Below are 13,864 nucleotides of genomic sequence, written 5' to 3'. Positions count from 1 at the left end.
AACTGGCGTCTGCGCCCCGTTTAGGCCAGTTGAATCTCTCGCGTGACGCCGACCGCATCGCGAAATGCCGCATCGTGGCTCACCAGCAGCAACGCCCCGTCAAAGGCGCGTAGCGCCTGTTCGATCACCTCAATCGATTCGACGTCGAGATGGTTGGTCGGCTCATCGAGCAGCAGCAACTGCGGCACGCTCCGGGCGGACAACACGCAGGCAAGCCCTGCCCTCAGGCGTTCGCCGCCGCTGAGTTCGCGCACCAGCCGATCGCCGGCGGCGCCGCGAAATGCAAACCGCGCGAGGGCGGCTCGCGCTTCGTTTTCGCCAAGTTCCGGATTGCACTGACGCATATTGTCGATCAGGCTCGCGTCGGGATCAAGCAGGCTTACCGTCTGATCCAGCATGGCGAATGGAACGAGGCGTTCGATTGTGCCGCTCGTCGGCGCGATGAGCCCTGCCACTAGCTTCAGAACCGTGGTCTTGCCAGCACCGTTGCGCCCGGTCAGCGCCACGCGTTCGGGGCCGCGCAGCGAGAGCGTCAGTCCAGCGATGACCTCGCGCTCGCCCACACCCCAGATGACGTCGTGACAAGCAAGCACGAGGCGGCCTGGCGGAAGGTGGCAAGGCGCAATGGCGACCTTGAGCGGCGTGACGACATCGATGCGGGTGCGTGCCGTTTCCAGCGCCACGCCTTTCGCGTCAATGCGATCCTGTGCCTGGGCATGGCTACCCCCAGCGCTGTTTTCGGCACGCTCGCGCTGCCGGCCCAGCAGAATCTTGGGCGCGCTGCCGCTGGCGGCATAGGCCTTGCCAGCGCGATCCCGCCGCGCCTGGTCCTCACGCGCGGATTGCGCCTCCTTGCGGGCAGCGCGAACGTCGCGTTCTGCCGCTTCGAGCTGAGCTTCCGCCTGCGCTCGGGCGGCGTCGCGCGCGGCTGCCCACTCCAACCAGCCGCCACCGTGGATCGATACGCCGACAGGTGACAGGGCGACGATCCTGTCGACGGATTGGAGCAAGGCGCGATCATGACTGACGAGAATGGCACCGCCGCGCCAATTGGCAAGCAGGTCTGCAACAGCGGCGCGGCCATCATCATCGAGATTGTTGGTCGGCTCGTCGAGCAGGAGCAGATCCGGTTCGGCGAGCAACAGTCCGGCGATGGCCAGCCGTGTCCGCTCTCCGCCGCTAAAGCTGGCCATGGGGCGGCCAAGATCGACCGGCGGCAACCCGGCGGCAGCGAGCACCTCCTCCAGGCGCCGGGGTAAGTCCCAATCGGCTTCGCCGAAGTCCCGCTCCGTGCCGGATCCCGCTTCGATGCGCGCCAGCCGCGCAAGCCCTGCTGAAACCCCCAAGGCGTGGGCTGCAAGCTCATTGCCTGGCGTGACGATCTGCTCGAGCATGGCGACGCTGCCGTTGACCGCAACGGCGCCGCTGTGCACCGGCGCCTGGCCGAGGATGGCGCGCAGCAGGGTGGACTTTCCAGAGCCATTGCGCCCCACGACGCCCACGCACTCTCGGCCCACCGTGAGCGTCAGATCGGAAAAGAGCAGATGCCCTGACGGCGTGGCAAGCGCCACGGAATCAAGCGTAAGAAAAGAAGACATGAGAGCACCGGATTGAAAATGGACGGGCAGGGTCAGCGCGTCTTCCGGTCCATCTCATCCTCCTGCATGTCGGCCCGCCATCGTCATGGCCTGCCATGGCTTTAACACGAACATGGCGGCGCGCGCAAATCCTGGACGGTTGACCGCCTGGAACGCTGGTTCAGTTGCCATCCGTCCAGCAAGGAACGGCCACCTCAGACAATAAAAGTGCAGGCGTGACGGCCGTCACGCGTAAGCGGGGCGTGGTCCGGATAGTCAATCCCTTGTCAGGCACGAACGCCTGGACTGACTTTTGACAGGGGAATTGACCATGATCTCGATCACCAACTTCGCCAAGAATGTTGCCCTCTCGCTCGCGTCCCTGGCCGCGATCAGCGCCATGCCTGCCGCCGCGCAGGACACGACCGCCGACATCCCGCACGCCGAGATGGACATCGCGCATGTCGATTTCACCTCGCCCAAGGCGGTGAAGGCCCTGCAGGCGCAAGTACGCCGGGTGGCCGCCCAGATCTGCACACCGTACACCGATGGCTCGGGCCACATGACCACCGACGAGCGGCACTGCTACAGCAAGGCGGTAAAGGGCGGCTTGGCCCAGATCGAAACCCGCCAGCAGTTGGCGCTGGCCCGCGCATCCAAGACCACGGTGGCCGCCAACACCGCCGTGCGCCCGGTAATCGTCACCAATGCCACAGGCTAATCTGGCTCCATGATGGCAGGAGCGATTATGGCAAAGCATGTGGTGGTGATCGTCGGCGCAGGTGGGATTGGCATGGCCATCGCGCGGCGTCAGGGCATTGGCAAAACAATCGTGCTGGCCGACTGGAATGCCGATCTGCTGGCCAAGGCGGCCCAGGAGTTGGAAGGCGCCAGCTTTAGCGTGGTGGCGCGCCAGGTGGACGTCTCTTTGCGTGCATCGGTTGCGGCCCTGGTCAATGCCGCAGCGGAGCTGGATCCGGTGGTGCAGGTAATCAACACCGCTGGCCTCTCGCCCAACATGGCCAGCGTGGACAAGGTGCTGGCGGTGGACCTTTATGGCACGGCGGTGGTGTTCGAGGAATTTGGGCGGGTGATCGCGCCGGGCGGGGCGGGACTGGTGATTTCCAGCATGGCCGGCCACATGGGCGAACGCCTGCCGGCCGACGTCGAGCATGCGCTGGCAACCACGCCCGCCGATGACCTGCTGGCCTTGCCGTGCCTGTCGATCGAGGCTGTGCCCAATTCGATGGTCGGCTATATCGTGGCCAAGCGCGCCAACATCCTGCGCGTGCAGGCCGAAGCCATCCGCTGGGGAGCGCGCGGTGCGCGGGTAAACGCGATCAGCCCAGACATCGTGGCCACGCCGTTGGCGCAGCATGAACTGAACTCGCCCATCGGCGATGGCTATCGCGCAATGATCGCAGCCTCGCCTGCAGGCCGCATGGCGCCGCCTGAGGAGATCGCCGTTGCCGCCAGCTTCTTGCTGGGACCGGATGCGGGCTTTGTTACCGGCAGCGATTTGTTGATCGACGGTGGCGTGATCGCGGCCATGCGCGCGGGCCTGTTAGGCCTTCCGAGCTGAGCAGCCCCACACTGACACGAAGGACAAAACGATGGAAAAGCGCACCCTTGGCCGCAGTGGTCTCGAAGTTTCAGCAATCGGCTTTGGCTGCATGGGACTGAGCTATGGTTATGGCCCCCCGGTGGACGAGGCCGCCGGCGTCCGGCTGATCCGCAAGGCGGTCGATAGCGGTGTGACCTTCTTCGACACGGCCGAGGCCTATGGCCCCTGTGCCAACGAGGAACTGGTCGGCAAGGCGCTGGAAGGCGTGCGTGATGCGGTGGTGATCGCCACCAAGTTCGGTTTCCGCCACGGCAAGACCGCCGATGGTCTGGACAGTCGGCCCGAAACGATCCGCGCGGTGACCGAAAGCGCGCTGCGGCGGCTGCGGACTGACTATATCGACCTGCTGTATCAGCACCGGGTCGATCCCGCCGTGCCGATGGAGGATGTCGCGGGAACTGTGCGCGACCTGATTGCCGAGGGCAAGGTCAGGCATTTCGGGTTGTCCGAGGCCGGGGTGGAGTCAATCCGTCGCGCCCATGCGGTTCAGCCAATTGCGGCACTGCAAAGCGAATATTCGCTGTGGTGGCGTCAGCCCGAGCAGGATGTGCTGCCAGTGTGCGAGGAACTGGGTATTGGTTTCGTGCCGTTCAGCCCGCTGGGCAAGGGCTTCTTGACCGGAGCGATCTCGCAGGACACTCAATTCACGGCGAACGATTTCCGCAACGTCGTGCCGCGTTTCGAGGAGGCCAACCGCAGGGCCAATGCTGCGCTGGTTGAACGACTTACTGCGATTGCGCAAGCCAAGGGGGCGACACCGGCCCAGATCGCCATCGCCTGGCTATTGGCACAAAAGGCGTGGATCGTGCCGATCCCTGGCACCACCAAGGCACACAGGCTGGATGAGAATCTGGGCGCGCAGGCGGTGGTTTTGACCAACGCAGACCTTGCCGAGATCGCCCAAGCCCTCGATGCCATGCCCATCGTGGGCAAGCGTTATCCCGCTGCCATAAAAGCTCGGGTTGGGCGATAGTCGGCAAGGGGGAGTGACTGATATGCGTGAAGTGGTGGTTCTGATTGGTGCCGGGTCCATCGGCCAGGCCATTGCCCGAAGGGTGGGCGCAGGACGGCAGGTGGTGATCGCGGACTTGCGCGTCGATGCCGCAGAGAGTGCTGCGCGCACTTTCCGCGATGCAGGTTTCACGGTGACCGCCGCTCAGATCGATGTCTCCTCCCGCCCCTCGGTTGAGGCCTTGGCCAGTCATGCGGCGGCCCTTGGGCCTGTACTGAATGTGATCCATGCGGCGGGTGTGTCACCCTCGCAGGCGCCGGTGGCCACCATTCTCGCGGTTGATCTCTATGGCACGGCACTTGTCCTCGAAGCGTTTGGCAGGGAGATCGCGTCAGGCGGAGCGGGAGGAATCGGAAAAAATCTCTAAGTCGTTGTTTAATAACAAAAGAAAAATTTTTCTTTGCTTTTGCCCACAGATCGCCCACCTGATCGTCTACAATCCATCAAACACAACGACTTACATATTTTTCTCAGCCATCCGTTTTCACGTCGCCAGTCCAAGCGTGCTCGCCGTTTCTGTGGCAGGCTTTTGGTCATGACCGCTTCACACTTACGATTTCAGCGCTCTAGAGCCATCGGCGAGCGCCTCCCAGCGCTAGCGAGGCTGACCAAGTGCAACCGGCCTTGCTGGAACGGAACCGTCGAATCAAATGGTCAATGTGCCGGTCCCCAGCACAGCGGGTATCGGACGGTTTTCTACCATGATGATGCAAGTGCGTTGTCACATCGCGGCAGACGCCAGTTGGGCAAGGCCGATGTCTGCCCCACCACGAAGCCTGCTAACTTTCACCTGCGAACAGGCGGCAAGATGTCCTCGCGCAAGCGCGCTGCATGGGGGTAGTCCGCAAGAAACGCGAAAACGACGCCCAACCCTTCGTGATAGGCATCGGCCTGCAGCAGACCACACTGCTCGAGCCCGTCCAGAAAGATGGCTGCCAGATCGTCGGCTGCGGCGCGCGTTAAACGAAAGCGCGCCACAGTCAGCCTTGCAACCCGGCCTGGCTAATCGCACGTGCCCGGACGACCCATACCATGCGAAGGCTCAGCCCCCGCCGTCAGGCTGTGGCATAGGGCAAAACCCGCCCAAGCGCCCGCATACAGGATGTGATCTGCAAGGGTCATGACAGCTCAAGGATTCATGACCGCTCATGGATGGAGATAGACATAGCCCTTGCCCTGCAAACGCGCGATTTCAGCAACCCCGCTGGGAACGACATCATCAGGCTTCACACCATAAAGGTCCGCAGGGGTCAGCTTCATCCCCTGCATCGTATTGTTGCAGGCCAGGAAGCGCACGCCCTTGGCCCGCAGCTCATCAACGGCTTTGGCAAGCTCGGCATCCTCCTTGGCCATCACGAAAAGCTTTACCCCGGCTGCAAAGTTGACAACACGGATTTCAACTTTGCCGTCTGTGGCGGCAATATGCGCGCCGATATGGCGCAACAGGCGGTTGAAATAGGCTTTGTCATCCGGCCAACCACCATCGTTCTGGTAGACCACCTTTTGAAAGACATAATAGGGCTGTTCCGCGACAGCATGCCGCCCTTTGGCGAAAGAAAAGGCTGGAAAGGCCAATCCTGCTGCGACCAAGGCCAAGGAACAGATCCTCGAAATTGCGCTCATCCCGCACCCCCTTCCAATTCCAAACCAAAGCGGCGCCGACGGGAAGGGTCGGCGCCGCTGTGTCCTGACATGCTTAACCGTGAAGGTTCAGACCGCAGGATCATCGTCTATCGGCGAATTGAATTCGTGCCACAGCCCGTTGATGATGCCAAAGCCCACCGCAAGGCCCAAACCCAGCACTCATGTAAAATACCACATGGAAGTTCCTTTCAGTAAAAGTCGGGGTTGGTCTGGACATCACGCAGAGTGATCCGCCCGCCCAGCATCTTCATCACCCAGGCCGTATAGCCCAGCACCATCGGCAGGAAGATCACCGTCACAATCAGCATGATGAACAAAGTCATATGGCTGGACGAGGCATTCCAAACGGTCAGGCTGGAGCGCGGGTCAATCGAGGACGGCTGGATGAAGGGAAACATCGACAGGCCCACCGTGGCGATGATGCCGGTAGTGGCCAGCGCGGTGCCGATGAGGTTCAGCGCACCGGATCGTTTGACGATACCCACCAGTGCAACCAATGGCCCGAGCAGCCCCAAGACCGGCGCCAGCACCATCCACGGATGCCCGCTGTAATTGGCCAACCATCCACCGGGCGCAGCGACGCTGGCCGACATCAGCGGGTTTGACGGGCCTTGGGTATTAACAGCCCCCGTCAGCGCCAGCCCCATGCCGCCTTTGGCCACCATCACCCCGCCGATCAGGAACAGTGCGATGCTGGCCAGCGCCGCGATACGGGCGATGGCGCGGGTGCGGGTCAGCACAACCCCTTCCTCAATCTTCACCGCCAGCCAGCCCGCACCATGCAGCGCCAGCATCGCCACCGAGAGCAGGCCGGTGAGCAGCGTAAAGGGCGTGAACAGACCAAGCAGCGTGCCCTCATAGGTCATGCGCAGATCGCTATCGAAGCGGAAGGGCGCGCCAACCAGCACATTTCCCACCGCCACACCGAATACCAACGCCGGCACGAAACCGCCCACGAACAGGGCCCAATCCCAGCGGTTGCGCCATACGGCATCGGCATGCTTCGAACGATACTTGAACGCCACCGGCCGCAGGATCAGCGCCGCCAGAACGAGAAACATCGCAAGGTAGAAGCCGGAAAAGCTCACCGCATAGACGAACGGCCATGCCGCAAAAATCGCGCCGCCACCAAGGATGAACCACACCTGATGGCCCTCCCAGTGCGGGGCGATGGCGTTGATGACCAGCCGGCGTTCTTGATCGGTACGCGCGACGAAGGGCAGCAAAGCCCCAACGCCAAGGTCATAGCCATCGGTCAGCGCAAAGCCGATCAGCAGCACGCCCAGAAGCGCCCACCAGATTACCCGCAGCGTTTCATAATCGAGAGGGATATGCATATCCTGTCCCCTTATTCGGCGGGTAGCAGGGCAAAGCCCTGCGCCTGCGCGGTAAGCTCGTGGTGCTCGATCGGCCCCTTGCGGATCGCGGCGATCATCAGGCGGATCTCGATCACGGCCAGCGTGCCATACAGCGCGGTGAAGCCGAAAATCGTCGCCCACACCTGCGGCACGGTCAGCGAGGAGGCACCAAGGAAGGTGGGCAGCACGCCGTCCACCGCCCAGGGCTGACGCCCGATTTCGGCCAGCACCCAGCCCGATTCTATCGCGATCCACGGCAGCGGGATCATCACCACCGCCAGTTTTAGGAACCAGCGCTTTGAGAACTGGCAGGCCGAGGCGCAATAGAAGGCCATGCCGAAGAAGGCGATAAAGCCAAAGCCCAATGCCGCCATCCCCCGGAACAGGAAGAACATCACCGGCACATTGGGCACAGTGTCCCACGCCGCTTTCAGGATCAGCTGGTCATCCGCCTTGCGCGGATCGGCGACGTAGCGTTTGAGCAGCATGGCGTAACCGATGTCACGCTTATGCGCCTCAAAGGCAGCGCGGGCAGGCCCATCGGCGCGGTCAACCTTCAGCTTTTCCACCGCATCATAGGCGATGATGCCGCTGTGGATGCGCTCGTCTGCGCGCAGCACCAGTTCCTCGATCCCGTCGATCTTGCCGGTCAGGCTACGCGTGCCAATGATGCCCATGACATAGGGCAACTTGATCGCGCCATGCGTGGTGCGCGCCGCCACATCGGGCAAGCCCACCAGCGTGATGGCGGCCGGGGCCGCTTCGGTTTCCCACATGGCTTCAATCGAGGCCAGTTTCATCTTCTGGTTGTCGGTCAGCGCATAACCGCTTTCATCACCCAGCACGACCACCGACAGCGCCGAGGCCAACCCGAAGGCCGAGGCCACCATCATCGAACGGCGAGCAATATTTGTGTATTTGCCACGCAGCAGATAAAGCGCCGAAACACCCATCACGAAGGTCGCCGCGCAGACATAGCCCGCGCTGACGGTGTGCACGAATTTGGCCTGCGCCACCGGATTGAACAGCACCGCCGAAAAATCGGTCACTTCCATCCGCATGGTTTCGGGGTTGAACGTGGCGCCGACCGGGTTCTGCATCCAGCCATTGGCAATCAGGATCCACAGCGCCGAAAGGTTGGTGCCCAGCGCGACCAGAAAGGTGACCATCAAGTGCTGTACCCGGCCCAGGCGATCCCAGCCGAAGAACATCACGCCGACCATGGTCGCTTCGAGGAAGAAGGCCATCAGCCCTTCAATCGCCAGCGGGGCACCGAAAATATCCCCAACGTAGTGAGCGTAATAGGCCCAGTTGGTGCCGAACTCGAACTCCATGGTCAGGCCCGTTGCCACGCCCAACACGAAGTTGATGCCAAACAGCTTGCCCCAGAACCGCGTGATCACCCGCCAGATTGGGCGCTTGGTGATCACATAGATGCTCTCCATGATGACCAGCATGAAAGAGAGGCCGAGCGTCAAAGGCACGAAAAGAAAATGGTACATGGCTGTCAGTGCAAACTGCAGCCGGGATAACTCAACAACCGCCATATCCATCGGACATGCCCCCTTGGTAAGGCTGCGCATTCCGCACAACACCGGCAATGGCAGGCGACACACACGCGTAGACTCGCTTGCTAATTGCAGATATTTCTAATATTATTGATTTGTAATATGTTCAAGTCCCTTTCCCTCGCTCGCTCCGTCCAGGGCGCCCGCTACGGCGAGCGGATGCGGGGCCACCGCGCCGCGCCGTTTGCGCGGTCTGATCTGCGCATGGAGCTATTGGCCCACATCGCCAAGCCCACACTGGCGGGGCCACTGCCTTTGCGCCGCGGCGAAATGGTTGCCTGCTTTGGCCGCGATGTCGATCTGCTGGAAGCGTACCCGATGGATTGGATCAATGGCTGGGCGGCGATGGGGCGCAGCTGTCTCGCGCGCAAAGACGGCGTGTAGCCTTTGCGCGGGCCTTGCTGGCCGGGCACCCATGGCTGGTGCTGCATCAACCGAGCGCAGTACTGGACGCCGCAATCGAAAGCCGCCTTGTGCAAAGGCTTGGCGCGTAGCTGGAGGAGACAGGGACGGGGCTGATCTTGATCAGCCACCGCCTAGCCTTGGCCAATCAGACGATCAGTCTTTAACCGAAACCTTCAGCAGGCCTTGGCGTGCATACCAACAGCGCCCGCATCGCATAGCGCGCACATGGCGTGGATCACACCCGAAACGACGGGATCGCTCAGGCTGTACCAGCGTACCTGCGCGTCGATGCGCACGTTCACCGCACCTTCGGCGCGCAACATGGCCAGGTGCTGCGAAACGGCGGACTGCGAAAGGCCCGTCATCGCCACCAGCTCGCTCACGCTGACCTCACCTTCGTCCATGCGGCACAGCATCAACAGGCGCTCGGGATGACTCATGAGCTTGAGCCGCGCCGCCATATGCGTAGCGTTCGATTTCAATTCGGAAAGGTCAGTGGGCTTCATAGTGCCCCTCCAGATAAGGCAATCCCGTCATCCCGCAAGACCACGTAGATGGCGGGAATGACCAGAAGGGTGAGCAACGTGGAGGAAGCCAGCCCGAACAGCAGAGAAATGGCCAGCCCCTGAAAGATCGGATCGGTGAGGATCACACTTGCGCCGATCATGGCGGCAGCGGCGGTCAGCGCGATGGGTTTGACGCGAATACGCCCGGCCTCGATCAACACATCGCGCAGCGATTTGCCGGGCGTGGCGGTATGGCGGATGAAATCGACCAACAGGATCGAGTTGCGCACGATGATCCCGGCCAGCGCGATGAAGCCAATCATGCTGGTGGCGGTAAACGGCGCGCCAAACAGCATATGGCCCAAGACAATGCCGATCAGCGTCAGCGGCACGGGCGTGAGAATCACCAGCGGCAGTTTGAAGCTGCCAAACTGCCCCACCACCAGCACATAGATCGCCAGCAGCGCCACCATGAAGGCTCCGCCCATGTCGCGGAAGGTGACCCAGGTGATCTCCCATTCGCCATCCCACAGGATCGATGTGTGGCTTTCGTCGTCGGGCTGGCCGTGCATCAGGATAGTCGGTTTCGTCAGCCCATGGCCCACCCAGTCATAGGCCTCCACTGCCTTGTCCACCGCCAGCAGGCCATAGATCGGCGCCTCGTAGCGGCCCGCCATGTCGGCCATCACCATGGTGGCGCCCCGCCCGTCGCGGCGGAAGATCGCCTGCCCGCCAGATTGGGCCTTGGCATCAACCAGTTCACCAAGGCTGAGCAACTGCCCTGCGGGCGTGACCGCCACAGGCGTCGCCGCCAGCGCGCCCGACCAACTCCGCTGCGATTGATCGAGGCCGATCTCCACCGGCAGCGGTTCACGATCGGCGCCGCGCGGCACGTAGGCGAGGGTTTGCCGCCCCATCAGCGCACCGATGCTGTCGAGCACCTGGCTCTCTGCCAAGCCATAGTGATCCAGCTTGTCGCGATCAGGCACCAGTCGCAGCGTTGGGCGGGCCACGCCGAACGAGTTGTCGGTATCGACGATGAAGGGCACGGACTTGAAAATCTGCTCGAGCACCAGCGCGGTTTTCTGCCGTGTCGCCTCGTCAGGTCCATAGACTTCTGCCAGCAAGGTCGCCAGCACCGGCGGCCCCGGCGGCGTTTCCACCACCTTGATCACGCCACCGGCAGGCAGTGCCAGCGCCCGCAACCGTTCACGCAGATCAACGGCAATGGCATGGCTCGACCGGCTGCGATCGCCTTTAGCGGCGAGGCTGACCATGACATCGCCCTGATTGGGCTGGCTGCGCAGGAAATAATGGCGCACGAGGCCATTGAAGTTGAACGGCGCCGCCGTACCTGCATAGGCTTCCATCGCGCTCACTTCGGGGATCTGGCGCGCAATGGCGCTGGCCTGCTCCAGAATGCGCGAGGTTTCCTCCAGCGAAGTGCCTTCGGGCATATCAGCCACCAGTTGCACTTCGCTCTTGTTGTCGAAGGGCAAGAGCTTGACCGTCACGGCCTTGAAATAGAACATCGAGCAGGCCACCAAAGTGGCAACGCCAACGCCGATCAGAAAGCGCTTGGCGCTGGCCCGCGTGGCGATCACGCGCTTGGCATAGCGGGCATAGAGCGCGCCGAGCTTGCCGCCATCCTCGCCCGCATGGCCATGGGCGAGCGCACCCCGCGCAAAGCGGATCATCAGCCAGGGCGCGATCACCACCGCAACAAAGAAGCTGAACACCATCGCCGCCGAGGCATTGATCGGGATCGGCGCCATGTAAGGCCCCATCAACCCCGAAACGAACAGCATCGGCAGCAAGGCGGCCACCACCGTCAAGGTCGCGATAATCGTGGGATTGCCCACCTCGGCCACGGCCTCGATAGCGGCCTGCTGGCGACTGCGACCATCGTTCATGCCCCAGTGCCGGGCGATGTTCTCGATCATCACGATGGCGTCATCGACCAGAATGCCGATCGAAAAGATGAGCGCGAACAGCGATACGCGATTGATCGAGAAGCCCATGATCCGCGAGGCGAACATGGTGAGCATGATGGTGGTGGGAATGACAATCGCCGTCACCCCCGCCTCGCGCCAACCGATGGCGAAGCCGATCAGGATGACGATGGACACTGTCGCCAAAGCCAGATGGAAGATCAGTTCATTGGCCTTGTCATTCGCCGTTTCGCCATAGTCGCGCGTGACATTGACCGAAACGCTGGCCGGGATCAGCCCGCCCTTCAACGCCTCGACCCGCGCCACTACACCTTGAGAAACAGTGACGGCATTGGCCCCGTTGCGCTTGGCAATGGCGATGGAGACAGCAGGCGCTTGTCGCCATCCGCTGCCATCCTTGCTCCAGCGCCAGCTGCGCGCCTGATCCTGCGCGCCGCCTTGCTCAACCTGTGCAACATCGCCCAGAAGCACCGGCGCGCCGCTTGCAGAGCGCACTGTCAGCCGGCGCACCTCATCCACACTGGCGAAAGGCGCGCCTGCGCTCACGGCCAGCGCTGCCCCACCCTCGCGGACCGAGCCGGCGGGGAAGCTGCGGCCACCCTGACGGATGGCATCGATGACGCTGGAGAGCGGCACACGCGCCGCCGCCAGCCTTGCTGGATCGGGGACAACGCGGATCGCCTCGCGCTGTCCCCCGGTGATGAAGGTCAAGCCCACATCGTCCACCTTGCCCAATTCCGTGCGCAGCTTGCTAGCCAGCGTGTAAAGGCTGCGTTCGTCCCAGCCCGGTCCTTTGGGGGTGAGCGTCAAGACCACGATGGGCACGTCGCTGATGCCGCGCACGGTGATCTGCGGGGGCTGGACGCCGGCAGGGATCTTGTCGATGTTCGCCTTGATCTTCTCGTCCACACGGGTGGCGGCCGCTTCAGGGTCTTGGCCCACATTGAACCGCGCCGTCACCATCACGCCATTGTCTTGCGCCTGGGTGTAGACATGCTCGACGCCGTCGATGCTCTTGACGATCTGCTCGAGCGGCTTGCCTGCCAGTTCCACGCTGTCCGCCGCCGAAAGGCCGGGCGCGGCAACGCGAATGTCGACCATCGGCACCTTGATCTGCGGCTCTTCCTCGCGCGGAATGGTAATCGTGGCGATCAGCCCGACAAGGATCGCCGCCAGCAGGAACAGTGGCGTCAGGGGCGAGGCAATGGTGGCACGCGTGATGCGCCCGGAAATGCCCAGATTCATGAGGCGCCTCCCACGAGCACATCGCCGGCATTGACGCCCGAGAGGATTTCGACACTCTTGGCATCTGCGGCGGGCGATGTCTGCACGGGCACTTGCATTACCCCGCCAGATTTTGTCGCAACCTGCACATAGTCGAGACCGTAGCGCGTGACGATGAAAGCGCGGGGCACGATGATCCCGCGATGGATTCCAGCCGCCAACTGCGCCGCCATGCGCCGCCCGATCAGGCTCGAATCCAGCCCGGCCATGGCGACATCCGCACTGACCTGCCCAGCGGTCACCGCCGGATAGATGCGCGTCACGCTACCCTCGCCGCTCATCCCATCGACGCGCACCCGCGCGCCCGGTTTCACCTTGGCCGCCAGGCCTTCTGGCAGATCGAGCCGCAGCACCACCGGGCCGGAGGTGACCACCGCCACCACCATCCCTGGCACCACCGGCGATCCGGCCGGCACATCCGCGCGCAACACGCGGCCGTTGGCTGGCGCGACCACCGCACCATTGCCCGCCATCGCGCGAATGCTGGCCTGCTGGGCATGGGCGGCCCGTGTCTGGGCCGCGGCGGCGCTGGCGCCTGCCTCGGCCTGCTCCAGACGCGCCTTGGCATAGACGCCATTGGCGGCCAGGAACTTCACGCGATCCAGCTCGGCCTTGGCCTGTGCGGCCTGCGCCTGTGCGGCGGCAGCTTGGGCGCCATAAGCGGCGGATTGATAGGTGAGCTGACTGTCGGCAATCCGGCCGATGACCTGGCCCTGCCGCACCATATCGCCGGCGCGCACAGACAGGCTGGTCAGCAGGCCGGGAATGCGCGCCAGCACTTGCGCCTGATCCTGGCTGGTCACCTCGGCAGACACGCTTTGCCAGTCGGGCGTATCGCTGGCAGTTACGGTCAAGCGTGGCCCGTTCGCCGACACTCCCGCGTCAGGCACAGGTTTGTCCTGCCCACAGCCCTGAAGTGTTGCCGCCATGAGCG

At 63.0% G+C, this 13,864-nt stretch carries 14 protein-coding genes; 5 read left to right on the top strand and 9 right to left on the bottom strand.

All coding sequences use genetic code 11. From position 1 onward, the window contains the following. Window positions 1–20: 20 nt before the first annotated feature. On the bottom strand, window positions 21–1,571 hold the full coding sequence (locus FHW97_RS09895) for an ATP-binding cassette domain-containing protein (protein WP_370525355.1): 1,551 nt from the start codon (window positions 1,569–1,571) through the stop codon (window positions 21–23). Window positions 1,572–1,908: 337 nt separating this feature from the next. Between FHW97_RS09895 and FHW97_RS09890 the strand changes: the two genes are divergently transcribed. The 4 genes from FHW97_RS09890 to FHW97_RS09875 are packed head-to-tail and all read left to right on the top strand — an operon-like array spanning window position 1,909 to window position 4,580. Next, complete coding sequence (locus tag FHW97_RS09890) at window positions 1,909–2,298, top strand: UrcA family protein (protein WP_171798830.1); 390 nt, start codon at window positions 1,909–1,911, stop codon at window positions 2,296–2,298. 27 nt (window positions 2,299–2,325) lie between these two features. Further along, window positions 2,326–3,159: an SDR family oxidoreductase gene (locus tag FHW97_RS09885; RefSeq protein WP_168353375.1), complete on the top strand. Its 834-nt coding sequence runs from the start codon at window positions 2,326–2,328 to the stop codon at window positions 3,157–3,159. A 31-nt stretch (window positions 3,160–3,190) separates the two neighbouring features. Further along, window positions 3,191–4,174, top strand: coding sequence for an aldo/keto reductase (locus FHW97_RS09880; RefSeq protein WP_171798829.1), 984 nt, complete (start codon window positions 3,191–3,193; stop codon window positions 4,172–4,174). A gap of 22 nt (window positions 4,175–4,196) precedes the next feature. Beyond that, window positions 4,197–4,580 carry an SDR family NAD(P)-dependent oxidoreductase gene (locus tag FHW97_RS09875; protein WP_168353377.1) on the top strand — a complete coding sequence of 128 codons (384 nt, stop codon included), beginning with the start codon at window positions 4,197–4,199 and terminating at the stop codon, window positions 4,578–4,580. A 419-nt stretch (window positions 4,581–4,999) separates the two neighbouring features. On the opposite strand, the gene FHW97_RS09870 is transcribed toward FHW97_RS09875, so the two are convergent. The 5 genes from FHW97_RS09870 to FHW97_RS09850 form a co-directional block, all read right to left on the bottom strand. Continuing rightward, entirely contained in the window at window positions 5,000–5,191 is a 192-nt protein-coding gene (locus tag FHW97_RS09870; RefSeq protein ID WP_253941704.1) for a type II toxin-antitoxin system RelE/ParE family toxin, read from the bottom strand. 168 nt (window positions 5,192–5,359) lie between these two features. Then, window positions 5,360–5,836, bottom strand: coding sequence for a DsrE family protein (locus tag FHW97_RS09865; protein ID WP_171798828.1), 477 nt, complete (start codon window positions 5,834–5,836; stop codon window positions 5,360–5,362). Window positions 5,837–5,923: 87 nt separating this feature from the next. Beyond that, the gene (locus tag FHW97_RS09860; protein ID WP_255476817.1) at window positions 5,924–6,016 is read right to left on the bottom strand and encodes a cytochrome bd oxidase small subunit, CydX/CbdX family; all 93 of its coding nucleotides are present in this window, start codon (window positions 6,014–6,016) and stop codon (window positions 5,924–5,926) included. Between the two features lie 29 nt (window positions 6,017–6,045). Then, the gene (gene cydB, locus FHW97_RS09855) at window positions 6,046–7,194 is read right to left on the bottom strand and encodes a cytochrome d ubiquinol oxidase subunit II (RefSeq protein ID WP_171798827.1); all 1,149 of its coding nucleotides are present in this window, start codon (window positions 7,192–7,194) and stop codon (window positions 6,046–6,048) included. Between the two features lie 11 nt (window positions 7,195–7,205). Next, a complete protein-coding gene (locus FHW97_RS09850; RefSeq protein ID WP_171798826.1) occupies window positions 7,206–8,768 on the bottom strand; it encodes a cytochrome ubiquinol oxidase subunit I in 1,563 nt (520 codons plus the stop codon). An 84-nt stretch (window positions 8,769–8,852) separates the two neighbouring features. Between FHW97_RS09850 and FHW97_RS09845 the strand changes: the two genes are divergently transcribed. Continuing rightward, window positions 8,853–9,167 carry a hypothetical protein gene (locus tag FHW97_RS09845; protein WP_171798825.1) on the top strand — a complete coding sequence of 105 codons (315 nt, stop codon included), beginning with the start codon at window positions 8,853–8,855 and terminating at the stop codon, window positions 9,165–9,167. Window positions 9,168–9,361: 194 nt separating this feature from the next. Here FHW97_RS09845 and FHW97_RS09840 read toward each other — a convergent pair whose 3' ends face one another. From FHW97_RS09840 to FHW97_RS09830, 3 genes are read right to left on the bottom strand one after another with little or no spacing between them, the layout of a single operon-like run. Further along, the gene (locus tag FHW97_RS09840; RefSeq protein ID WP_054132111.1) at window positions 9,362–9,694 is read right to left on the bottom strand and encodes a helix-turn-helix transcriptional regulator; all 333 of its coding nucleotides are present in this window, start codon (window positions 9,692–9,694) and stop codon (window positions 9,362–9,364) included. Then, window positions 9,691–12,891, bottom strand: coding sequence for an efflux RND transporter permease subunit (locus FHW97_RS09835; RefSeq protein WP_171798824.1), 3,201 nt, complete (start codon window positions 12,889–12,891; stop codon window positions 9,691–9,693). The genes FHW97_RS09840 and FHW97_RS09835 overlap by 4 nt, the downstream gene beginning before the upstream one ends. Then, complete coding sequence (locus FHW97_RS09830; protein ID WP_233251139.1) at window positions 12,888–13,784, bottom strand: efflux RND transporter periplasmic adaptor subunit; 897 nt, start codon at window positions 13,782–13,784, stop codon at window positions 12,888–12,890. The genes FHW97_RS09835 and FHW97_RS09830 overlap by 4 nt, the downstream gene beginning before the upstream one ends. Between the last annotated feature and the right edge of the window lie 80 nt (window positions 13,785–13,864).

Origin of the sequence: Novosphingobium sp. SG754, from assembly GCF_013149315.1 — a bacterium.
In the GTDB taxonomy this organism is placed as follows: Bacteria; Pseudomonadota; Alphaproteobacteria; order Sphingomonadales; family Sphingomonadaceae; genus Novosphingobium; species Novosphingobium capsulatum.
The sequence above is the reverse complement of the archived record's forward strand: the minus strand, read 5'-3'. Positions and strand labels throughout refer to the sequence as shown.